This window comes from Virgibacillus chiguensis (assembly GCF_900129865.1).
Lineage (GTDB): Bacteria > Bacillota > Bacilli > Bacillales > Amphibacillaceae > Virgibacillus > Virgibacillus chiguensis.
In genome coordinates this window covers 111,467-134,863 of the sequence record NZ_FQXD01000011.1, presented here as the reverse complement: position 1 = coordinate 134,863, position 23,397 = coordinate 111,467, and the positions used below count along the sequence as shown (strand labels likewise).

Genomic DNA, 23,397 nt, shown 5'->3' with positions numbered 1-23,397 from the left:
CGGTACCTTTATTTCTATTTTTGCATGCGTTAAAAGTATTCCCATTACTTGTACTTTTTCAAAAAAATTATTTTAATGCATACACCTTGCCCATTTATATATTTTCTAGCATTTAGGAAGCATCTTAAGTATGATAAACTAGTAGAAGCTCAAAGATTTGTGACTTGCACGTACTAAAATTATTTAAGATAATATAACAAGCTACATACATATAGTAGTGAAATCAACGTAAATGATGGTCTTTAAAATTTGGAATGTAATTTATAAAGTACTACTACAAAAGGAAAATGTATTAGAAAAACTTGGCTTGTCGCCAATTTTTATGACGAAAGCTGTAGTTTTTCTTATTCTATAAACCTTACAAATTTTTATACTTTTTTATAGTATAAACTAAAAGTACGCTCTATAGCACTCGTCGTTCACTATTAAGAGCGAGTTGCAAACTTTAACTTTTAAAGTATTCATTATAAAGAAAAAATGTTCATTGTAGGAAGATGTTTATTTACCCTTACTTTAAGAGTATTCAGAGAGGATGACATGGAATGACAAACCAACAAACAACGGTTATATCCGTTCACGATTTAGAAGCATTACATACAGAAGGTGTCGGCTTTGATATTTTACGATATGTTAGTTTACCAGAATTACTAGGTGAAGAATCTCCAACCCTGTTATATTTCATGGGGAGAAAACTTGCCAGAAAGTTTGATATACAAACCGTAGATGATGTCATACATATTTTTACACTTTTAGGCTTCGGGCGATTAGAAGTTGTAAAAGATAAACGCAAATCAATGACCTTTCAATTGATGTCTGATGCAGTTGCGTCACGATTACAAGCTTCATTTTCTACCGATTTTCGTCTAGAAGCTGGTTTTTTAGCAGAAGCTCTACATATAATTGAAAACAGAGATTGCGAGTGCGTAGAAACGATTAATAAAAGAATTCATCAAGTTGAGTTTAAAGCCATGTTTTCGGTGGATTAATAGAAATAATTAAAACAAGTGTGCTCTTAACCCCCGATACTACAAATTTTTTACTAAACATTGTTATAGAAACATTTCGTTGGTGCAAAAGATCAAGAACCGACCGAGATTATTGATCTTTTAACCCCCTTTGGACAAGTGCCTTAAATATCCGCCAAGAACAAAGGCTCGGGGCGCCCGGTTAGCAACGTAGAGAGTAGAACGAATCAACGAAAGTTTTAGGAATTATGATGAGAAACGAACCGATGATGACTTAGCTTAAGGCAATGGAGTGAAGTCGCCTAGTTGCTGGGCGCTGGAGCCGGACGTGGCTAAAAACTTAGTTAGTTTATCAAGTTTTATAATTTCCTAGACCATAAAAAAGCAGTAGATTGCCAGATCATGGCGCTACTGCTTTTCTATGTTAGCTGCTTGAAAATGGGTAATAATATTTTCAGCGACATCACGTGGAATACCTAATCTTATCAGGTCGTCCATACTAGCTTGTTTTATTTCCGTGATTGTTTTAAAATGTGTTAGCAACAATCTTCTTCTTTTTTGACCAATACCTGAAATATTATCTAATTCAGATTGTACAACGTTTTTCCCACGTAATTGACGATGAAACGTAATGGCAAAACGATGCACTTCTTCCTGCACCCTTTGGACAAGATAAAATTCATTCGATTTGCGATCTAAATCTATAATTTGAGGTGGAAATCCATATAAAAGTTCACTTGTTTTATGACGATCATCTTTTGCTAAACCACATAAAGGAATGTCTAGCCCTAACTCATTTTCTAGCACATCCAATGCGGCACTCATTTGACCTTTTCCACCATCTACAATAATTAAACCTGGTAATGGAAGTTTATCTCTTAAAACTCTCGTGTAACGCCTTCTAATAACTTCTCTCATTGTTTCATAATCATCCGGTCGATCAACATTGCGGATTTTGTATTTACGATACTCATTCTTAGCTGGCTTACCGTCTATAAAAACAACCATCGCAGAAACTGGATCAGTCCCTTGAATGTTGGAATTATCAAATGCTTCTATTCGATGCGGTGTTTCAATATTTAGAATTTCTCCTAAGCGTTCTACAGCTACAATAGTTCTTTCTTCGTCTCGCTCCATAATAGAGAATTTCTCATTTAACGAAATTCGTGCATTTTCTTCCGCTAGCTTCACCAATTCTTTTTTTCTTCCACGGTATGGCGTATGCACATCTACCTCAAGTAAATCTTTCAATAGTTCTGTATTGGTACCAAGAGGAACAAGAATTTGTTTTGGCTTCGGATGGTTTTGATGGAGGTAAAAACGGCCAACATAACTAATAAATGTTTCTTCAGCTTCATCGAAAAAAGGAAAAACAGCTATATCTCGTTCAATCAACTTCCCTTGACGAATAAAAAATACTTGGATGCACATCCATCCTTTATCATAACTATATGCAAAAATATCCCTATCTGCCTGGTCGTTTAACGTCATTTTCTGTTGTTCCATGACAGATTCAATGTGATAAATTTGATCTCTTAATTCCTTCGCTCTTTCAAAATTCAACGCTTCACTCGCTTGCTGCATTTTCTTCGTTAAGTCTTTTTTTATTGCTTTATATCCACCATGTAAAAAAGATGATACATTTTGGACAATTGCTGCATATTCTTCTTTTGTCGGCGGATTGTTACTACAGGCGTAACATTGACCCATATGATAGTACAAGCAAGGGCGCCCAGGAAGGTTATTACATTTTCTAAGAGGGTAAAGTCGATCCAATAATTTTTTTGTTTCTCTCGCCGCGATAACATTGGGATAAGGACCAAAGTATTTGCCTTTGTCTTTCTTTATTTTCCTCGTAATTAGCAACCTTGGATGGCGTTCAGAAGTAATTTTTAAGTAAGGGTAAGACTTATCGTCTTTGAGCATAACATTATATTTAGGATCATATTTTTTAATTAAATTCATTTCTAAAATAAGTGCTTCTATCTCGGAAGAAGTTACAATATACTCAAAACTTTCAATCTCTTGCACTAAACGTTGCGTTTTTCGGTCATGTGCTCCAGTAAAGTAAGAACGCACCCGATTCTTTAATACTTTTGACTTTCCAACATAAATGACGCTTTCATATTTATCCTTCATCAAATAACAGCCTGGCTTTGCTGGTAAAACCGCTAGTTTATCTTTTATACTTTGGTTCATCTACATTCATTCCTTTAATAGACATGTTCTACCATGTAAGACTCTAGAAAATCCCTTGTCACTATTTAGCAACAAGGGATTCTTCATCTTCTATTCTAAAGAATAGTATACCATTTGTTAAGCATGTTTGTTAATTAAATCAACTAATGCTTCTTTTGGCTGAAAACCGATTACTTGGTCAACGACTTGACCATCTTTAAATAACAACAATGTTGGAATACTCATCACACCAAATTTACCTGCTGTTTCTTGGTTTTCGTCAACATCTAATTTTACAATCTGAACTTTTTCAGACATTTCACCATCAATTTCTTCCAATACTGGTGCAATCATTTTACATGGTCCACACCATGGCGCCCAAAAGTCTGCTAGCACTAAACCTTCTGCAGTCTCTTTGGCAAACGTCTGATCAGTAGCATTGATAATTGCCATTCTTTCATTCCTCCTTGACTTAGATAAAGCTTTCCCGCTTATTACGTTGAGTATATCATCGTTTAAATAAGCATCCTAATTATTTGCTTATGCATTGTTTATATCATTTCTAAAGCCTAAAAATCAATTCATATGTTTCCTTTCTATGTACACATACCTAATGATTGCTCCGAAAATCTCTCCCCCTCTTAAAAGTTGGACCCAACGGCAAGGCCCTACGGAGAAAAATGAACTATATTTTCAGAAAAAGATGTGTTTGCTTTGCCACAGCATGTGGAAAGCGATCAGTTCTTTGACTTCTATAGAGAGAGTTTCCGGAGCATTGGCTATCCTTATTTTAGTATCGTTAACACCTTTTTCTTCTAAGCCCCTGTTCCTACTTTTGCTTTCTTCACTTCCTCAATCAAAAGTGGAATAATGTCAAACAAATCTCCAACAATACCGTAGTCTGCTATATTAAAGATGGTCGCTTCTGGGTCTTTATTAATAGCTACAATTACTTTGGAATTTGACATACCTGCCAAATGTTGAATGGCACCAGAGATACCAACTGCAATGTATAAATCTGGCGTGACAACCTTCCCTGTTTGCCCAATTTGCAAGGAGTAATCACAATATTCCGCATCACAAGCACCTCGTGAAGCTCCTACTGCACCACCTAATACTTCGGCTAATTCATAAAGAGGTTTGAATCCTTCTTCACTTTTCACACCGCGACCACCAGCTACAATTACATTTGCTTCAGATAAATCAACACCCTCAGAAGCTTTTCTTATTACATCTTTAATAACCGTGCGAATATCAGCAATTTCAACTGCTTTATCAGTTACATCTCCCGATCTGGATGTATCTTTATCTAAGGCTGCAATATTATTAGGACGGATAGTAAAAAATGTTAAACCATCCGTAATAACTTTCTTCTCAAATGCTTTCCCAGAATAGATAGGACGGACAAATTGAACTTGATCATCAGCTATTTCAATGTCTACTGCATCTGAAATGAGCCCAGTATTTAGCTTACTTGCTAACTTTGGCGTAAGGTCCTTTCCTACGGATGTATGCCCCATCACAATTACTTGTGGGGCTTCTTCCTCAACAACAGCCATTACTGCTTGACAATAGCCTTCAGAGGTGTAATTTTGTAAGTTTTCGTGTGTAACTGTTATTACGCGGTCTGCTCCATAATGAATCATTTCTTCTCCTAATGAGGACAGTTCACCATTACCGCATACTACACCAACTACTTCACCATCAGCGTGAACCTTTTTTGCTGCTGCTATCGCTTCAAAAGAAACATTTCGTAATACACCATCTTTCACTTCTCCAATTACTACTATTTTTTCACTCAAGTTCATTACTCCTCTCTGTCTTAAAATTACAGTACTTTCGCTTCCGTTTTCAATAATGTAACAAGTTCTTTTACTTGCTCTTGCGGTTCACCTTTTAGTACCTTGCCAGCTTCCTTCTCCGGCGGTAAGAAGATATCTACTGTTTTCGTTTTCGCTTCTACGTCATCTTCATCTAAGTCTAAATCGTCTATTTCCAGTTCTTCTAATGGTTTCTTTTTTGCTTTCATTATTCCTGGAAGTGAAGGATATCTTGGTTCGTTTAGCCCTTGTTGGCAGGTCACCAATAGTGGCAAAGTTGTTTCTACTATTTCCACATCTCCTTCCACATCTTTTTCCACGGTAGCTGTATCTCCACTAACCTTTAAGTCTGTAATCGTTGTCACATATGGGATACCTAGTGCATCTGCAAGCCGCGGACCTACTTGCCCACTTGCTTCATCAATCGCTACATTCCCAGCAAGGATTAAGTCCGGTTCTTTATCCTCAAAAAACGCTTCCAAAATTTTTGCTGTTGTATATTGATCACCATCTTCTACATCATCTTCTGTATTTATTAACACTGCTTTATCTGCCCCCATTGCTAAAGCAGTGCGTAATTGTTTTTCTGAACCTTCATCTCCAATTGTTATAACGGTGACTTCACCTCCATGCTCATCCCGTTGTTTAATGGCTTCCTCGACGGCATACTCGTCGTATGGATTAATAATAAATTCAGCACCTTCATCTTCAATTTGCCCGTTTGATACGTTAATTTTTTCTTCTGTATCAAATGTTTTCTTGAGTAACACATAAATTTCCATCATTGCTCCTCCTTTTTGTTTAGTTATCCTGGAAGTTCGGTTTCCGTTTTTCAATGAAAGCTTGCACGCCTTCTTTCGCATCCTCAGATCCAAAAATTTCGCCAAATGCTTTTGCTTCTTCTGATACTCCTTCTGCAAATAAACTAGTCTTTGCATAAGGTATTAAACGCATGATTTGCTGAATAGTTAACTTGCTCTTAGAAACTATTTTTCCAGCTAACTGCTTTACTTCTTCGTCCAAAGCGTCTGCTTCCACTACTTTATTTGCCAAGCCATAAGAATATGCTTCTTCCCCATTGATTGGCTCTCCAGTCAATATCATTTCATACGCTTTAGCCGAACCAACAAAGTGCGGCAAACGTTGTGTACCAGCAAAACCTGGTATAATACCTAATGTTATTTCAGGTAAACCAAGTTTTGCCTCCTTCGTTACAATTCTCATATGGCAAGCCATAGCAAGCTCCAGTCCTCCGCCTAGAGCAGCGCCATGAATAGATGCAATAATCGGAATGTGGAACGTTTCCATGCGAGCAAACAAATCTTGCCCTCTTTTCGCCATAGATTCATAGTCAGATGCTTGCTGCAAAGCTGTAAATTCTTTTATGTCTGCTCCTGCTGAAAAGAACTTCCCTTCTCCTTTTAAAACAATCGCCTTTATACTTGGGTCTCCCTCTATCTTATTCAACACTGCTTCCAAATCCTTTAATAGAATACTAGATAGAGCGTTTGCTGGCGGACTTTGGATCGTTACATAAGCAATAGAATGATTCGCTTCCAAAAATAGTGTGTTCGTCAAACTTCATCCCCCTTTGTTTTATTGATCTACTACTTTGATTGAAGTCCTTCTGTTAATAATGTATGAACTTCCGTTGCTAAATCAACAAGATTGTACTTTCTATCTTTCATTACCCAATTTGTAACCGTTTCATCTAGTGTACCAAAAATCATCTGACGAACAAGTCGTAAATTCAAATTTTTTCGAAAAACTTTTTCTTCCATCCCTTCTGTAATAACGGTATCGATGACATTTAAATAAGGTTTTAACACATTATTGATTTGTAAACGCAAGGAAGGATTCGATTGCCTCAACTCCAACTGCGTAACAATAGCTAAATGGTGATCTTCACTTAACTGGCGAAAATGTAGCTTAATTAGTTCGTAAAGCTTTTCATTTGCGTTTTCCTTCTTCTGAATGGCATCTGTAATATGCGTAATAAATTGCCCCATTTTTTCTTCAAATACAGAGATTAATATATCTTCTTTGTTTTTAAAGTACAGATAAATCGTTCCATCTGCTACTCCTGCCTGTTTGGCAATTTTAGATACTTGAGAGGCATGGTAACCATTCTCTGCGATAACCTTTACTGCCGCCTCGATAATTTGATTGTATTTCGGTTTATTTTTCTTCATGATTCTCTCCTAAATTCGATACAATAATGAATGATTGTTCATTCATTATTGTATCTCTTTCTAAGAGAACTGTCAATGCCATTGCTTGTACAAAGCTAGATAAAAAAGAGCCAGAGAGCTCAATTTACTTGTAAATTTTCTTTTTCTTCATCAATAAGTTGTCTCCTTAGAATTTTACCAACCGCTGTTTTAGGAAGTTCTTCACGAAATTCATAAATGCGTGGTACTTTAAATGCTGCTAAGTGTTTTCGGCAATACGTATTAAGATCGTCTTCTGTTATTGTATAACCTGGCTTTAAAACTACATAAGCTTTTACTGTTTCCCCTCGATACGGGTCGGGAATACCAGCCACAACAGCTTCTTGAATCGCTTCATGCTCATATAACACTTCTTCTACTTCACGAGGATATATATTGTATCCACCAGCAATAATCATATCTTTTTTTCGATCTACAACATAAAAGTAGCCATCTTCTGTTTGGTATCCTAAATCACCCGTAAATAACCATCCGTCTTTTAGTACTTGGGCTGTTTCTTCAGGGTTGTTCCAATATCCTTTCATAATTTGCGGACCTTTAACAGCAATCTCTCCAATCTCTCCGAACGGCGCTTCTTCCATCGTTTCTTCATCAATTATTTTAGCATCTGTATCTGGCCACGGCACCCCAATACTACCATTTCTCCGTTCGTGCCAAACAAAATTTGCATGGGTAACAGGGGATGTTTCTGTTAAGCCATAACCTTCTACAAGTTTGCCACCTGTCACCTTTTCAAATTGTTCTTGAACCTCTGTAGGTAATGGTGCAGAACCACTTATACAAGCTTCAATCGATGATAAATTATACTGCTCTAATTTAGGATGATTTAATAAAGCCACATAAATTGTAGGTGCTCCTGGGAAAAGTGTTGGTTTATGCTTATCAATCGTTTTCAATACTTCTGTTGCATCAAATTTAGGTAACAAGATCATTTTAGCACCCATCATAATCGCATTATTCATAACTGCTGTCATTCCATAAACATGAAAAAACGGTAATACTCCTAATACGATTTCCTCACCAGGATTCGTTTTATAAATCCAGGCTTGGCACATTTGGACATTAGAAACTAAATTATGGTGAGTAAGCATCACTCCTTTTGGATTTCCAGTTGTTCCACCGGTATACTGCAATAAAGCCAAATCTTCTTTTGGATTAACGGCAACCTTTTCATAAGCAGACTGGGCGACATCCATCATATAATCCCATACATGTATATTGTCGGATTGTTCTACTTTGACAACCATATTGTACTGTTTCTTTTGTATATAAGGATAAATTAAGTTTTTAGGAAATGGCAAATAATCTTTGATGCTTGCTACAATAGTATGTTGGATATCTGTATTATTTTTTACATTTGTAACACGGGGGAGTAAGATATCTAGACATACAATAAAAGTCGCTCCAGAATCCTTCAGCTGATATTCCAACTCCCTTTCTTTATACAGTGGATTTGTTTGTACAACGATACCACCTGCCATTAAAGCCCCATAATACGTAATAACAGATTGTGGACAGTTTGGCAGCATGATAGCAATTCGATCTCCTTTTTCCATACCTAGTTGTTGTAAGTAGTTGGCCATTTTGGTTGCTTGATTATAAAGTTCTTCATACGTCAAATCCTTCCCCATAAAATGAAGCGCTTTCTTTTTAGGGAATGTTTCAGCACTTTCGAGTAAAAATCGATGGAGCGGCTTTTCATCATAGTGGAGTGATGTTTTTATTTCAGGTGGATAGTGCTGAAACCAAGTTTTCGTTTCTCCCATGTTTTTTCCTCCCTTTGCTTTATGCTTATTTACATTATACCGATTAATCGTTATTTTTTGAAATGTTATTTAATTATTTTTTAGAAAAACTTGATTACCGCCAAATCTTTATGGTGAAAACCTTGTTTGGCTAATACGATAAAACCTTTTCCTATTGAAAAAACTTGGCAAATATGCCAAGTTTAATGATACATTCATTATAAGCAAACAAATACTCAACGTTAGAGCAATAACCATATAATCCCTACAACAATAAATAAAATAGCTACAACAATTAATATCTTTGCTAAACGATCTAACACCATAGGTTTCTCCCCCTCTTACCCTATGCTAGCACCAATAACAAAAGCCAAACCTACTGAAATAATCATTGAAATAAATCCGACTGCTTTGTTGCCATTCCCTATCTCTTCATCGACTTTCAGTACTGGTGTCAAAAACTCAAACACAAAATAACTTAGTAATAACAAGATAAAACCGTATACACCCCAACCAATACTTTGAACCAATGTATCATTATGTTCAATAGAGTAACGAAAAATAATCGCAATACCAAATATCTTCCCGCCTGTTGCCATGGCTACTGCAAAATTTCCTTTTTTAATTTCTTCCCAATTTTTATATGACGTAACCATTTCTAAAATCGCTAAGAACACTAGCGTGCATAAGATCACCACACTGTATCTGGCTGCAGTTTGTACGACTACATTTTCCCAAAAGGCTACTCCCATTTCCATCCTATTCACCTCGAATACTCACTCTTATTTCAAATTAATGACCGTTATTCCACTACCGCCTTCTCCAGCTTCACCTGGCCTGGAGTCAACTATTCTCGGATGTTGTTGTACAAACTGCTGAACACCTTTTCGAAGCGCTCCAGTTCCCTTTCCATGTATAATGGAAACCCTTGGATAACCAGCAAGTAGCGCATCATCCACATACTTTTCTAATTTTAACAGCGCATCTTCTAACCTCTCTCCTCGAAGATCCAACTCTGTTTTCACATGGTAATTGCTTCCTTTAATAGTTGTAATTGGCTGCTCATACTTCTCTTTTGTTTTACTCATATAGTGTAAATCTTTTCGATTCACTTTCACTTTCATAATGCCAACTTGAACCAAATACTCATGATTGCTTATTCTTTCTAACACTGTCCCCTTCTGATTAATCGTAAGTAGTTTAATGTCATCACCAGGTTCTAGTACTTTTTCTTCTCGTTTTTTGGAGGGAGTAGAGGTGTCTTGTTTTGCCGATAGCTCCGGTTTAGCATCATCAAGCATTTTCTTAGCTTCAATCCATTCATGCTCTTTCCACTCGGCTTCACTGCGCATGTTGCGAATTTCTTGAACAATAAGCTCTGCCTCTTCCCGTGCTTTTTGAATGGCTTTATCAGCTTTCTCTTCAGCTTTCCGGTACAGTTTGTCTTTCTTCTCTTGCCATTCATGCCACATATTCTTTACATCTTCATAGAAGTTTTCTGCTTGTTGTAGCAAGTCATGAGCTTGCTCGTAATCTTTTTCTGCCTTTAATTGCGATTGTTCTAAAGAAGCAATCATATTTTCAACATTTTTGGAATCCATGCCAACGTAGGACTTTGCATGATTAATAATTGCTGCGGAAAGCCCTAAGCGCCGAGATATATCAAAGGCATTACTTCGTCCAGGTATGCCTAATAACAAACGATACGTAGGACGTAACGTCTCAATATCAAATTCTACAGAAGCATTTAAAACTTGACGTCGATTAAATCCGTAAGCTTTTAATTCTGGATAGTGCGTGGTTGCTATTACTCTAGCTTGTCTTTCAATCACTTCATCGAGGATTGCCATTGCTAAAGCTGCGCCTTCTTGAGGATCAGTACCAGCACCAAGCTCGTCAAACAATACAAGTGTTTTTTCATCAATATACTTTAAAATGTCTACAATTGTAGTCATATGTGATGAAAACGTACTTAAATTTTGCTCTATTGACTGCTCGTCACCAATATCTGCAAAAACATGAGAGAACACAGCAAGCTCGCATCCATCCAATGCCGGAATTTGCAAACCAGATTGAGCCATTAAACAACAGAGTCCGACCATTTTTAAGGTGACCGTTTTCCCCCCTGTATTCGGCCCTGTAATTACAATAGCTGTATAATCATTGCCTAACTCAATATCATTCGCAACAACGTCTTGTGAATCAATTAATGGATGTCTAGCTTGGTTCATTTTAATAAAACCGCGGTCATTCATTATTGGTTTCGTACCTTTTATTGCCTGACCGTATTTTGCACGGGCGAATATAACATCCATCTTTCCAAGTATATGAACATTATGCTCTAAAGCATTTACTTCTTCTGCAATCAAGTTGCTAAGTGAAACTAATATCCTGTCCATTTCTCTCTTTTCATTAACAAATGCTTCTTGTAATTGATTATTTATATCAACAACAGCTTTTGGCTCCATAAATAGCGTTTGACCTGAAGCGGATTGATCGTGAACAATTCCTCCGATAGCACTACGATATTCTTGCTTAACCGGGAGAACATAACGATCGTTTCGTATTGTGATGATGGCATCTGACAATTTGTTGCTATGTGTTTTCGTAAAGTTGCTTAATTTCTCTCTGACCCTACTTTCTAACGTACGAATGGAAGAACGTATTCCTCGTAACTTTTCAGAAGCACTATCTAGCATATGACCGTCATCATTAATACAACGATTGATCGCTTGTTCTAATTGTCTTAACGGACTAACTTCCTTTGCCATTCCACTAAGAATAGGAACATCCTCCTCTAATCGATCGACAAAGTCTTTTGCCATCCTTGCACCATATATAGTGCTAGAAACCTCAATACACTCGCCTGCAGATAGCACTCCTCCAATGGAAACGCGTTTTAAACTTGGACGTATATCAAAAATTCCTCCCAAAGGTAGCGTTTTATTTAATCTCTCTATATGCGTTGCCTCATCCGTTTCATCTTGCAAGCGAACCACTGTTTTCATATCTGTAGAAGGGTGCGCTTGCTGCAATGCTTGTTTTCCAATAGATGTTGCTGCATAGTTGGTTACTTGTTCAATAATTTTATCAAACTCGAGTACGCGTAACATGCGCTCGTTCATGTCAATAACTCCTTTTACAGGTTGTTCAAGATAAATAGGAGCTTCTTGATAACCTCTATTTTTGCTTTTCCGATCTTCGGGTTGTACACCATACACCGAAATATATCTATAAGAACGATCATTATTTATTTCGGTTAAAATAAGCAATCAGTTCTTGCGTAGACCACGTGTTCATAACCGTTTCTGGTTTAATCCATCCTTTTCTAGCGACGCCAACTCCATATGTCATATGCTCTAACATTTGGTAATTATGAGCATCCGTATTGATTGCTAATGTAACGCCTTTTTCTTGAGCTTCTCGAGCCCACTGATAAGATAAATCTAGACGATTTGGGTTTGCATTTATTTCTAATGCTGTATTTGTTTGTTTCGCTCTGTCAATTAAAGCACTAACATTAACTTGATAACCATCTCGCCTACCAATTAATCTACCTGTAGGGTGAGCAATAAGTGAAACGTAAGGATTTTCTAATGCTGCTTCTAATCGATACATCATTTTATCTTCGGGTTGGTTAAAACTCGAATGTATGGACGCAATAACAAAGTCAAGTTCACGCAGAAATTCATTGGAAAAATCAAGATTTCCATCAGGTAGTATATCCATTTCTACACCTGAAAAAATATGAATATCAGGATATTTTTCATTTAAACGTACTATTTCTTCATGCTGTTGACGTAATCGTTTTTCAGTTAATCCGTTAGCAACTTTTAAGAATTTAGAGTGATCTGTAATCGCGATAAATTGATACGACTTTTCCATCGCTCGTAAGACCATTTCTTCCAACGATTGTGCTCCATCACTCCACGTCGTATGCATGTGTAAGTCACCATTAATATCCGACAGCTCTAAAAGTGGATAAGGCGATTGAAATACCTCTGTTTCTCCAGTATTTTCCCTTAATTCAGGAGGAATATAGTGCAGCCCAAAATGATTAAAAAAAGCTTTTTCTGAATGAAAGATAAGAATTTCTCCCGTGTCTTCGACTTCTACACCATACTCGTTAATCTTTTCACCACGTGACTTTGCTATTTGACGCATAGCAACATTATGTTCTTTTGAGCCAGTAAAATGGTGTAGCGTAGAAGCAAATGCATCCTGCCGAACCATACGAAAATCCACATTTACATCATATACATCTTCCATGACAATAGATACTTTCGTTTCCCCTTTAGCAATTACGTTTTTCACCCCATCCATGGCTAATAAATGGTCTCTCACGATAGCTGGTTGTTCTGTTGCGATGATAAAGTCGATATCTTTGACAGTTTCTCTCATCCGCCGCAAGCTTCCTGCTCTTGAAAAACGATCGACTTCTTTTATTTGGTTCAAGTAGTCTTCCAATTTTTCAGCTAAAGGTAGCATTATCGCAATTGGTAAACGTTCTGGGCGTTTATTTGCATCTTCTAGTGCTATTAATATTTTTTCAACTGTTTTTTTTCCAAATCCCGCTAATCTTTCTACCCGCCCAGTTTCACAGGCTTCCTTTAATCCTTCAGCATCTGTAACACCTAATTCATGATAAAGTTTAGCAATTTTCTTACCACCAAGCCCTGGAAGCTGTAATAATGAGAGCAAACCTTTTGGAACTTGCTCTTCTAAATCTTGCAAGGTCTTAGATTGTCCTGTTTGTATGTACGCTTGAATAACAGCACTTGTTCCTTTGCCAATCCCGTTGATTTTAGAAAAATCATCGATTTCTTCTAAAGATCGATCATCTCTTTCCAACGCTTGTGCAGCTTTACGATAGGCGCTAATTTTAAAAGGGTTCTCTGCTTGTAATTCTAAATACGTCGCTATCGTTTCCATTAATTTTATAACATCTTTTTTGTTAATTTCCATCCTATTCACCAATCTCCCCCCAATAAAAACCATTATTTATTGGCTACATATGTGATCCAAAGCTCTTTAATTTCATTTGAGAAATAAGGAGTACGTTCAATAATAAATAACGCAACTGAAGAATCGTTTATCCATGTTTGTATTTGAGCAATTGGTATCAAAGCTGCAATATATAGGAAAATAAAAAGTAACAAATATGTTTCTACAAAGCCCAGAATGGCTCCTAATAATTTGTTTACAGAATGTAAAATCGGTAAAGAAGCAACAAAATCAAGCATAGAAGCTATAATTTGTAGAATGATTTTTACCGCTAGAAAAATAACCAAAAATGCAATAGCATTATAAAAACCCGCTTCAAGAGGCAAGTCTTGTAAAAACGTTGCCCACTTACCTTCTTCCTCTAAACCAGGATAAGGGATCCATAATTCCAGTTTAGGTCCTAACTCATCGTAATACAAAGCTGCTACAACAAAAGATGCTATAAACCCAATGAGATGGAATAGCTGTAAAATGAATCCTCTCTTTAACCCAATAAAAAAACCCATCACTAATAACAACAATAATAAAATAGTAACCATATGTTCTTGTTCCTCTTTCTAGTTAGTCTTCCTTTTTCTTCATAGAACCTAATAAAGAAGCATATTCTTCTTTTAATTTTAAATAATCATTCATCGTATTTACAGCAGTTAGTACAGCTAATCTTGTCGTATCGAGCTGCCTATTTGCTTCTTGGATTTCATTCATTTTTTGATCCACTAAACTGGCAACCAATTTAATATGATTTTGTGGCTCTGTTCCTATAATTGTATAGGTACGATTATGTATCTCTACCGTTGTTCGAGTTTTTTCCTCATTGGCCACGTTTAAATCCTCCCTGATAAAGAAAATTGTCCATCTTATCTTAACATGAAGTAGGTGATTAAGGAAACGATCAACTCCTTCACAACTGATTTTATCAATGGTTTGCGGAAATAGAAATTATCCTTTAGTATAAAAGAAAACTTCTATACAATAGTAGGTACTGTTATCTTTTACTTCGGCATATTTTGTATACACCCAACCCTTGAAGTGAGAGCTTACAGCATCTTATAAGCGAAATAATTTAAGATGAACTGGAGAGAATCAAATGTCACAACAAGTATATCAATTTTCTAATACAGTGATAGACAAAATGAAAGCTTATTATGCAAATTTTTTAATTACGCCACCCCAAGGCGCTTTGTTTCGAGCAAAAACAAACGAAGCGGTTATTACGGCATATAAATCAGGAAAAGTATTATTTCAGGGCGCTTCTCCAGAAAAAGCAGCTAGTCTATGGACAAAAGATGCTAAAACTGCCTCCACACAAGCTACTTATTCCAACAAAGCGAAAATAAATTCCTATACGCCGAGTCCCCAACTGTTTTCTAGTAATCATATCGGTAGTGATGAAGCAGGGACAGGGGACTATTTTGGCCCTATTACTGTGGCAGCAGTCTATTTGACGAAAGCCCAAATTAGTGAATTAAAAAGGTTGGGCGTAACGGACTCCAAAGCTTTGACAGATTTAAAGATCCGTCATCTAGCAAGGGATATCATCCAATTAAACATCCCATATGCCCTAATTGCTTTACGTAATGAAAAATATAATCAATTACAGAAAAAAGGATGGACACAAGGTAAAATGAAGACGATGCTCCATCATCATGCCATTCAACGCTTAATCAAAAAAATTGATCAAAGCCCATTAGATGGAATTCTTATTGACCAATTTTGTGAACCTGTTGTGTATAAAAAACATTTAGCCTCTGAAAAAGAAGTGCTATCACCGTCTACTTTTTTCATGACAAAAGCAGAGAGTTACTCTACCTCCGTTGCTGCAGCTTCTATCCTTGCAAGAACTAGTTTTCTAAAGCAAATGGATATATTATCAGAGCAAACAGGTATTACATTGCCAAAGGGAGCTTCTCAAAAAGTGGATCAAACGGCAGCTGTAATTATGAAAAAGTACGGAGAAAATCGCTTAACTCAAATCGCAAAGGTTCATTTTGCAAACACAAAAAAAGCACACGCTTACCTAAATTAGAAATCACGCTTTTCTCTGTAGCAAACTTAACGCTTTACACCAACAGTTGCCAAGAGTTAGCCCTTTTCTTAGACAATAAAGTTTAAGGTTTCATATTCTTGTATAACTTTGCTAAAAAATTTTTTATACATTTTGCTTGCTCTTTGGATTATAAGGGGTGCCTTGAATGTAAAAAGTTCCCACCTGTTTAGCAATTCATGCTTGAACAAGTGGGAATTCAAGTTATTAACAAAAGTATATTTCAGCTAACGAATTTTCTCACTATCCAGTAAGCTTTCCCTATTGCTTAAGATCGAATATATGCGTTAAACTTCTTCTTGACTGCTTCTATGATTTGTTCGTAAGACGCTTGAACCTCATCATCTGTTAATGTTTTCTCAGGATGCTGATATACTAAATGAAACGCTACAGACTTCTTGCCTGCTTCTAAATGCTCTCCTTCATAAACATCAAATATAGATACATGCTTCACAAGCGGTGCGCCAACATCCATAATGACTTGTTTTACTTCAGCTGCAAGCACAGTGTGATCAAGAACAAAAGCAATATCGCGTCCAATAGATGGATATTTAGGTATTTCCTCATAAGTAGGTTCGTTTTTATACGCCTCTAATAACCCTTCGACATCGACATCAAATACATATGTTTCTTTTAGATCAAATTGCTTTTGTAGGCGTGGGTGTAGTTGACCGATAAATCCAATTGTCTCGCCTTTTAAATGAAGAGATGCTGTTCTTCCAGGGTGCATGTCTTTATGCTTACAAGGCTTGAAAACAACTGCTACATTTAAGTAATTAAACAGTTTCTCTAAAATTCCTTTTACAACATAAAAATCAACTAGTTTATTTTCTTGTTGCCACGGATGATGAACCCAATTTCCTGTTACAGCGCCAGCTAATCGAAGTCTTTCTTCTGGTTGTTTTGTTAACGTGCTTTCTGCTGTCAAAAATGTTTTGCCAATTTCATAATAACCTAGATCAAATTCATTACGTGCTCTGTTGTGAGTTAAGATACGCAAAATCTCAGGTAAAAAACTTAGGCGCAAATATTTATGTTCTTCACTCATCGGTAAAGCTAATTCAATTGGAACATAATTTGCTTCTGTTAACTCAGGGCTAATTAACGTATTAGCGGCATTTTCACTAATTAACGTATATGTGCGACTCTCCATCAACCCTGATGCTTCCATAATGCCTTTTATTTTGCGAATTAATATTTGTCTTTCTGTAAGGCCTCCAGCTTGCCCAGCTCCAACTGGCAATGTGTATGGCAATTTATCATAGCCGTAAATACGCGCTATCTCTTCCAACATATCTTCAAAAATGCTAATGTCGCCTCTACGTGTTGGAATGTATACAAGATATTCTTGGCTTCTTTTTTCAAATTTAAATTGCAAGCGTTGCAAAGCATCTTCTACATCAGCAGGCTGTAATAATGTACCTAGACGTTTGTTAATTTCAGTTACATTCACTTTAACCTGTTTTTGCTCACGGTTTAATGCATCATATGCTACTACTCCTTTTGCAATAGTCGCATTGGCGTATTTTCCCATTAATTCGCACGCTCGAAGCCCTGCTTCTTTTACTCGATTTGGATCAACGCCTTTCGTAAATCGTGTACTTGAATCGCTATATAGACCCGTTGACTTCACTGCCTTCATTACCGTGCTAGAATCAAAATATGCTGCTTCAAGTAAAACATTTTTCGTTGTATCTGTGACTTCAGTCGATAAACCTCCCATTACTCCTGCTAGAGCAATCGGATCTTTCCCATCCGTGATAACTAAATGATCTTGTGATAATACGCGTTCTTGCTCATCCAATGTAACGAGTTTTTCATTGGTTTTAGCGTGGCGAACAACGATTTTTTTCTCCCCTAATTTATCATAATCAAACGCATGTAGGGGCTGGCCGTATTCCAGCAACACATAATTCGTTATATCCACCACGTTATTAATTGGGCGAATCCCAGCTGCTATTAAATAATTCCGCATCCATAATGGTGATTGTTCGATCTCTACATCACGAATAACAAAAGCACCATAATACGGATTAGCTTCTTTTGCTTCTACTTCAACAGCAATATAGTCTTTTGCCTCTTCCGTCCCCTCTTTTGGGTTTGGACTCGGCAGTTTTACCTCTCTGTTTAAAATAGCTCCTACTTCATACGCAACTCCTAACATAGATAGGCAGTCAGCGCGATTTGGAGTTAAATCAAATTCTAAAACAGCATCATTCAAGTTTAATAATGGCTCCACTGACTCACCAACTGTTACATCCTTAGGGAACACATAGATGCCATCAGCTACATCTTTTGGTACATATTTTTCTTCTATACCGAGTTCTTGTAGAGAACAAATCATTCCATTTGATTCAACCCCACGTAGTTTAACACGTTTAATTTTGAAATTATTTGGTAGGACAGCCCCTGGTTTGGCAACAGCCACTTTTTGCCCTTGTGCTACATTAGGAGCTCCACAAATAATTTGTAACGGCTCTTCCTCCCCAACATCTACTTGGCATAAGTTAAGCTTATCAGCGTTTGGGTGTTTCTCACAGGATACAACGTAGCCTACGACGACATGTTCGCTTTTCTCAGCTACATATTCAATGCCATCGACTTCAATTCCTGATTTTGTAATTTTACTAGCTAACTCTTCTGGACTTATATCTGTTATATCTACGTAATTTTTTAACCAATTTAATGATACTAACATGCAAACTTTCCTCCCTAAGCATTATGGTATTGCGTTAAAAACCGAATGTCATTCGTGTAAAACTGCCTTATATCCTTAATTCCATATTTCAACATCGCAATTCGTTCAGGTCCCATACCGAAGGCAAATCCGCTGTAAACCTTTGGATCATAACCAGCCATTGATAATACATTTGGATGTACCATACCCGCGCCTAAGATTTCAATCCATCCGGATCCTTTACAAATAGAGCAGCCTTTTCCTTCACATGCTTTACAAGAAATATCAATTTCCACAGATGGTTCTGTAAACGGAAAAAAACTTGGGCGAAAACGAATTTTTCGATCACTGCCATACATTTTTTTGGTGAAAACATCTAGTACACCTTTTAAATCACTCATTTTCACATCTTTATCTACATATAAACCTTCAATTTGTGTAAACTGATGGGAATGAGTGGCATCATCTGTATCACGGCGATAAACTTTTCCAGGAGATATCATTTTCACTGGCTTGTTACCACCATATTCAAGCATCGTACGTGCCTGTACAGGAGATGTTTGTGTACGCATTAATAACTCTTTTGTAATAAAAAAGGTGTCCTGCATTTCCCTTGCTGGATGATTTTTCGGTAAGTTTAATGCTTCAAAATTAAAATAATCCGTTTCTACCTCAGGCCCTTCTCTGATTTCAAAACCCATTCCAATAAATAAATCTTCAATTTCTTCAATTACTTTAGTTAATAAGTGCTGGCCACCGAGTCTCACTGGTCTGCCAGGAAGTGTTACATCTATCGTTTCTTTTTCTAATTGCTCTTCTAAAGCCATTTCTTCTAATTTCTCCAATTGCTCCTCAAGGCTTAAGGTTAATCGTTCACGCACTTTGTTAGCAAGTTCTCCAATAACCGGGCGCTCTTCTTTAGAAAGTTTCCCCATCCCTCGCAACACACTTGTGAGTGAACCTTTCTTACCTAAGTAGGTTACTTTAATATCTTGCAGTTCTTTCGTAGTCTTAGCTTGTAAGATCTTTTCCAAAGCTTCTTGTTCAATCATTTTTAACTGCTCTTTCATCTTCTTATTTCCTCCTTTATTCATTCTTACATAGCTTAAAAAGCAATATAAAAAGCCTCCTCCCAGCAAGGGACGAGGCATATTTTCGCGGTACCACCCTAGTTCATACAATGTTTCCAAAGTATCCACTTCATTCCGATAACGGGAATAACCCGGAATACCTTTACTCATTAAGAATGAGGTCCAAGTATCTGCTCCAGAGTGAAAGGATGAACTTTGCTACGATGAAATGTTTTCAGTCTATGACATTTCTCCCTGTATACGTAATAGAGGCAAATTCTCCGCTCCTTCAACGCTTTTGCTATTATGTTATATATATTATAGATAAACACAAGAAGGTTTGCAACATTATGAGCGTAAATAGTACATTAAAATTCCAGAAGCTACACTGACATTTAACGATTCAGCTTTCCCATAAATTGGTATAGTCACCCGTTTATCTGCTAACTCCATTATTTGTGTTCTTACACCGCTTCCTTCATTTCCTACAATAAGTCCTGTCTTCAGCTTTGGTTTTACTTCTGTATAATGGAACGCATCCTCTAAAGCCGTTACCCATATTTCAAAACCTGCTTTTTTAAGCGAAGCAATTTCCTCTTCTAACCTGGCTATCCTAATAGGAATATGGAACAAAGAACCTTGCGTAGCACGAATAACTTTATGATTAAAAGCATCTACTGTTCCTTCTCCTAGAATTACTTCTGAAAAACCTGCTGCATCTGCCGTACGAATTATCGTTCCAAGATTACCAGGATCTTGCACTGCATCGACGATAAGTACAGGGCTTTGCTTTATGGCAAATAATTCTCTCATAGACACTACAGCTGCAATTCCTTGTGGTGCATCCGTTTGAGATATGGTTGTAAAAATAGTATCTTTCACCACAGTAACTGGGATGTCGTTTACCCACGTAGGTAGAGATACACCTTCTTGAATAATTAACTCCTTCATCGTCCATCCACTTAGAAAGGCTTCTTCAACTATGTGAAAACCTTCAATGAGAAACGTATTTGTATTTTCTCGCCCTTTTCGAGTGTGTAACTTTTTCCAATTTTTCACTTTTGTATTTTTAACAGATGTAATTATTGATTCCATACGTATCACCCTCATTCACCTTACATAGTATACATATTTTATCCTTATTCGGTCAAACTAATTTTAGCGTGCAAAGGCTAAATTATTGTTGCCGATAATTTACCTATATGGTAGGAAATGCATTAGCACATCCTGTAGTCCTTCATTTATATTATATAATCTGCCCTAATCTACAGAAAACTTTAGCCGTGCAACGTAATTTCTTAAGCTTTTTAATTTGCAAAGGAGGAATTGTCTTGGATTTAAATTTACGCGAAGCAATACTTAGCAATATTGCTTCTAATGACCAATCCCAATTGGAAGCAACTATTGTTGATGCCGTCCAGAGTGGAGAAGAAAAAATGCTTCCTGGACTAGGTGTCTTATTCGAATTAATCTGGGAGAATGCAGAAGAACAAGATAAAGACCATATGTTAGAAGCTTTAGAACAAGGTGTAAAGCAAGCTACAACACAGTCCTAAACCTTAAGAGAGTAGCACTTGAAAAATTAGTCAAGTGCTACTCTTTTGCTTGCACTATAATAAGAAAAATTTGTTTATTGATAAGTCTGTTTTGTACTATAAACCAAAAAAATTTATACGGTTCTTATAGCGGCTCTGTATTAGAATTTTTTCTGTCATTTGTACTTCTTGTGCTATTATACATATTGTCTCGTATGCGCTCACGAGACAGAAACAATGACTACTAAATATCAGTCGAATTTGCCTAAATTTTTAAACACTAGGACTCAAATGGCATGAATAGTACAGTGAATTTACCATTTGCTCCACTAAATACATAGGTATTATTACCCTTTTTCACTTTAATTTTTGAATCACACACCTTATTTTAATTTTTCCCTACGTGGACAAGTATTGGCACAATTTGACTATATTTTTACAAAGTGATATAAACATAAACAGATACTTCATTGTCATTATTACAGGATTATGTAATACAATTAAATCGGAAGTATTTACAGAGAGGGGAAAAGTAATGGAGGAAACAAAGAAACGTAAGCTGTCACCCAAAACATTAATTGGTATTACTATAGGGGCAGTAATACTAATTGGCGGAACTGTTGCGGCTTATATTTTCGCAAATTTATCAGATAAGCAGAAATACTTTTTAGCAGAAAAAGAATCAATAGCGTTTATGAATGAGCAAATTGAACAACGATATGAATCAGAATTTGATTGGTTAGAAACTACTAGAGAAGAACCGACGGAAACAAATTATGAATTGTCAGCGGAATCCGATATTCCTATTATTCAAGGTGGTATGGGGGTAGATCCTGCTCAACTCATCAATAATTCTACTATTTCTTACACACATGCTGCTGATATAAAAAATAAAAAAATATCTGGAAATCTATCAGCGAATATTGGCGAAATGAAAGTGGATAACATTACTTTTCATTTAAATTCCAAACAATTTATGGTAGGTTTACCGTTTCTGGAACAATTCATCTCGTTAAAAGGTGAAAATGTTGGCAAACTATTGCAAGAAATCGACCCAGCTACTTTTACAGGCGAAGAAAAGGTTGATTTTAATACGTTATTTGAAGAAGCACTATCTGAAGATGATAAAGAATATATTCAAGAAGAATATGGCAAGTTTATTTATGACCAATTACCAGACGAAGCTTTTAAAACAGAAAGCGAAACGATTAAAGTCCATGATAAATCATTAGAAACAGACAAAATCACGATGCAATTAAGTGAAGAAAAAGTAAAAGAAATTTTAAGTAAAACCATAGAAAAATTACGAAAAGACGATAAAATGAAAGAGCTTTTCCGTCAATTTTTAGAAGAACAATTGATGGGGATGGCAGCCATGCCTGAAATAAAAAAAGAGATAGACCAAACAATGGAAGATTATGATACTTCTTTAGAAAAAGCAAAAGAAGATATAGATGGATTTCAAATTCCAAAAGGTTTAACATCTACCATTTGGGTGCACGATGATTTAATTGCCCAACGCGATTTTAATATTCAACTCGGTCAAAACAAAGAACGACTTACTACAATCGAGTTTAAAGGGACACAACTTCTCCAAGAAGAAAGGCAGCAATTTAATCTCGCTTTAAACGTTGATGACGCTATGGAAGGTGGTAAAGTAAGCCTCTCCGGTGATTTATCATGGAAAGATAAAAAAGCGGAGGATTCTCTGAAACTAGCGTTTGACGAACAAGCATTTACTTATGACGGCAAAGAAACGTTAAAAGATGGAAAACGCGATTTTGAACGTACGATTAATCTTCAAGATCCATATACAGGTGATACACAACTCATTTGGAACGGTACATCTAATTATGAAAAAGATCAAATGAACGAGGAACACAGCTTTGCTTTTACTGATCCAAATGTTGATCAAAATTTATTCTCACTTCATGCTAATGTTGAAGGAAAAACAGTAGACAGTGTAGATATTCCGAGTAAAGATAAAACTACAGAAATTGGAACAATGAATAAACAAGAACTTATGGAATTTTTCGAAACGGAAGTTACACCTAAATTCCAAGGTTGGATGGTAGAAATGCTATCAGCTACCGGAAACATGGAATTCTAACGATAAATACAAGAACGA

19 protein-coding genes are annotated in these 23,397 nt (G+C 36.5%); 4 read left to right on the top strand and 15 right to left on the bottom strand.

The window, feature by feature from the left end:
- Nucleotides 1–542 precede the first annotated feature (542 nt).
- A complete protein-coding gene (locus tag BUB45_RS13120) occupies nucleotides 543–986 on the top strand; it encodes a YslB family protein (protein WP_073010228.1) in 444 nt (147 codons plus the stop codon).
- Between the two features lie 387 nt (nucleotides 987–1,373).
- Here BUB45_RS13120 and uvrC read toward each other — a convergent pair whose 3' ends face one another.
- The 12 genes from uvrC to zapA form a co-directional block, all read right to left on the bottom strand.
- A complete protein-coding gene (gene uvrC / locus BUB45_RS13115) occupies nucleotides 1,374–3,164 on the bottom strand; it encodes an excinuclease ABC subunit UvrC (RefSeq protein ID WP_073010225.1) in 1,791 nt (596 codons plus the stop codon).
- Between the two features lie 117 nt (nucleotides 3,165–3,281).
- A complete protein-coding gene (trxA, locus tag BUB45_RS13110) occupies nucleotides 3,282–3,596 on the bottom strand; it encodes a thioredoxin (protein WP_073010223.1) in 315 nt (104 codons plus the stop codon).
- Between the two features lie 362 nt (nucleotides 3,597–3,958).
- Nucleotides 3,959–4,945 (bottom strand): electron transfer flavoprotein subunit alpha/FixB family protein, encoded by a 987-nt coding sequence (locus BUB45_RS13105; protein ID WP_073010220.1) that lies wholly within the window; start codon nucleotides 4,943–4,945, stop codon nucleotides 3,959–3,961.
- A gap of 26 nt (nucleotides 4,946–4,971) precedes the next feature.
- Nucleotides 4,972–5,745 (bottom strand): electron transfer flavoprotein subunit beta/FixA family protein, encoded by a 774-nt coding sequence (locus tag BUB45_RS13100; protein WP_073010217.1) that lies wholly within the window; start codon nucleotides 5,743–5,745, stop codon nucleotides 4,972–4,974.
- 19 nt (nucleotides 5,746–5,764) lie between these two features.
- A complete protein-coding gene (locus BUB45_RS13095; protein WP_073010214.1) occupies nucleotides 5,765–6,541 on the bottom strand; it encodes an enoyl-CoA hydratase in 777 nt (258 codons plus the stop codon).
- 29 nt (nucleotides 6,542–6,570) lie between these two features.
- On the bottom strand, nucleotides 6,571–7,155 hold the full coding sequence (locus tag BUB45_RS13090; protein WP_073010211.1) for a fatty acid metabolism transcriptional regulator FadR: 585 nt from the start codon (nucleotides 7,153–7,155) through the stop codon (nucleotides 6,571–6,573).
- Between the two features lie 119 nt (nucleotides 7,156–7,274).
- Nucleotides 7,275–8,960, bottom strand: coding sequence for a long-chain-fatty-acid--CoA ligase (locus BUB45_RS13085; protein ID WP_073010208.1), 1,686 nt, complete (start codon nucleotides 8,958–8,960; stop codon nucleotides 7,275–7,277).
- Between the two features lie 320 nt (nucleotides 8,961–9,280).
- Nucleotides 9,281–9,691 (bottom strand): DUF350 domain-containing protein, encoded by a 411-nt coding sequence (locus BUB45_RS13080; protein WP_371413732.1) that lies wholly within the window; start codon nucleotides 9,689–9,691, stop codon nucleotides 9,281–9,283.
- A 30-nt stretch (nucleotides 9,692–9,721) separates the two neighbouring features.
- Nucleotides 9,722–12,064, bottom strand: coding sequence for an endonuclease MutS2 (locus BUB45_RS13075; protein WP_073010311.1), 2,343 nt, complete (start codon nucleotides 12,062–12,064; stop codon nucleotides 9,722–9,724).
- 121 nt (nucleotides 12,065–12,185) lie between these two features.
- Nucleotides 12,186–13,904, bottom strand: a complete 1,719-nt coding sequence (gene polX / locus BUB45_RS13070) for a DNA polymerase/3'-5' exonuclease PolX (protein ID WP_073010308.1) — start codon at nucleotides 13,902–13,904, stop codon at nucleotides 12,186–12,188.
- Nucleotides 13,905–13,936: 32 nt separating this feature from the next.
- A complete protein-coding gene (locus BUB45_RS13065; RefSeq protein ID WP_073010202.1) occupies nucleotides 13,937–14,482 on the bottom strand; it encodes a CvpA family protein in 546 nt (181 codons plus the stop codon).
- A 22-nt stretch (nucleotides 14,483–14,504) separates the two neighbouring features.
- Nucleotides 14,505–14,765 (bottom strand): cell division protein ZapA, encoded by a 261-nt coding sequence (gene zapA / locus BUB45_RS13060; protein ID WP_073010200.1) that lies wholly within the window; start codon nucleotides 14,763–14,765, stop codon nucleotides 14,505–14,507.
- Between the two features lie 265 nt (nucleotides 14,766–15,030).
- On the opposite strand from zapA, the gene rnhC reads away from it, so the two are divergent.
- Nucleotides 15,031–15,969 carry a ribonuclease HIII gene (rnhC, locus tag BUB45_RS13055; RefSeq protein ID WP_073010198.1) on the top strand — a complete coding sequence of 313 codons (939 nt, stop codon included), beginning with the start codon at nucleotides 15,031–15,033 and terminating at the stop codon, nucleotides 15,967–15,969.
- Between the two features lie 286 nt (nucleotides 15,970–16,255).
- Here the strand turns inward: rnhC and pheT are convergent, their stop codons facing one another.
- The 3 genes from pheT to BUB45_RS13040 form a co-directional block, all read right to left on the bottom strand.
- The gene (gene pheT, locus BUB45_RS13050; RefSeq protein ID WP_073010195.1) at nucleotides 16,256–18,685 is read right to left on the bottom strand and encodes a phenylalanine--tRNA ligase subunit beta; all 2,430 of its coding nucleotides are present in this window, start codon (nucleotides 18,683–18,685) and stop codon (nucleotides 16,256–16,258) included.
- 14 nt (nucleotides 18,686–18,699) lie between these two features.
- Nucleotides 18,700–19,734, bottom strand: coding sequence for a phenylalanine--tRNA ligase subunit alpha (pheS, locus tag BUB45_RS13045; RefSeq protein ID WP_073010193.1), 1,035 nt, complete (start codon nucleotides 19,732–19,734; stop codon nucleotides 18,700–18,702).
- A gap of 348 nt (nucleotides 19,735–20,082) precedes the next feature.
- Complete coding sequence (locus BUB45_RS13040) at nucleotides 20,083–20,829, bottom strand: TrmH family RNA methyltransferase (RefSeq protein WP_342068356.1); 747 nt, start codon at nucleotides 20,827–20,829, stop codon at nucleotides 20,083–20,085.
- Nucleotides 20,830–21,065: 236 nt separating this feature from the next.
- Here BUB45_RS13040 and sspI point away from each other — a divergent pair, with 236 nt between their 5' ends.
- Nucleotides 21,066–21,290 (top strand): small acid-soluble spore protein SspI, encoded by a 225-nt coding sequence (gene sspI / locus BUB45_RS13035; RefSeq protein ID WP_073010190.1) that lies wholly within the window; start codon nucleotides 21,066–21,068, stop codon nucleotides 21,288–21,290.
- A 514-nt stretch (nucleotides 21,291–21,804) separates the two neighbouring features.
- Entirely contained in the window at nucleotides 21,805–23,379 is a 1,575-nt protein-coding gene (locus tag BUB45_RS13030) for a DUF6583 family protein (protein ID WP_073010187.1), read from the top strand.
- Nucleotides 23,380–23,397: the final 18 nt, after the last annotated feature.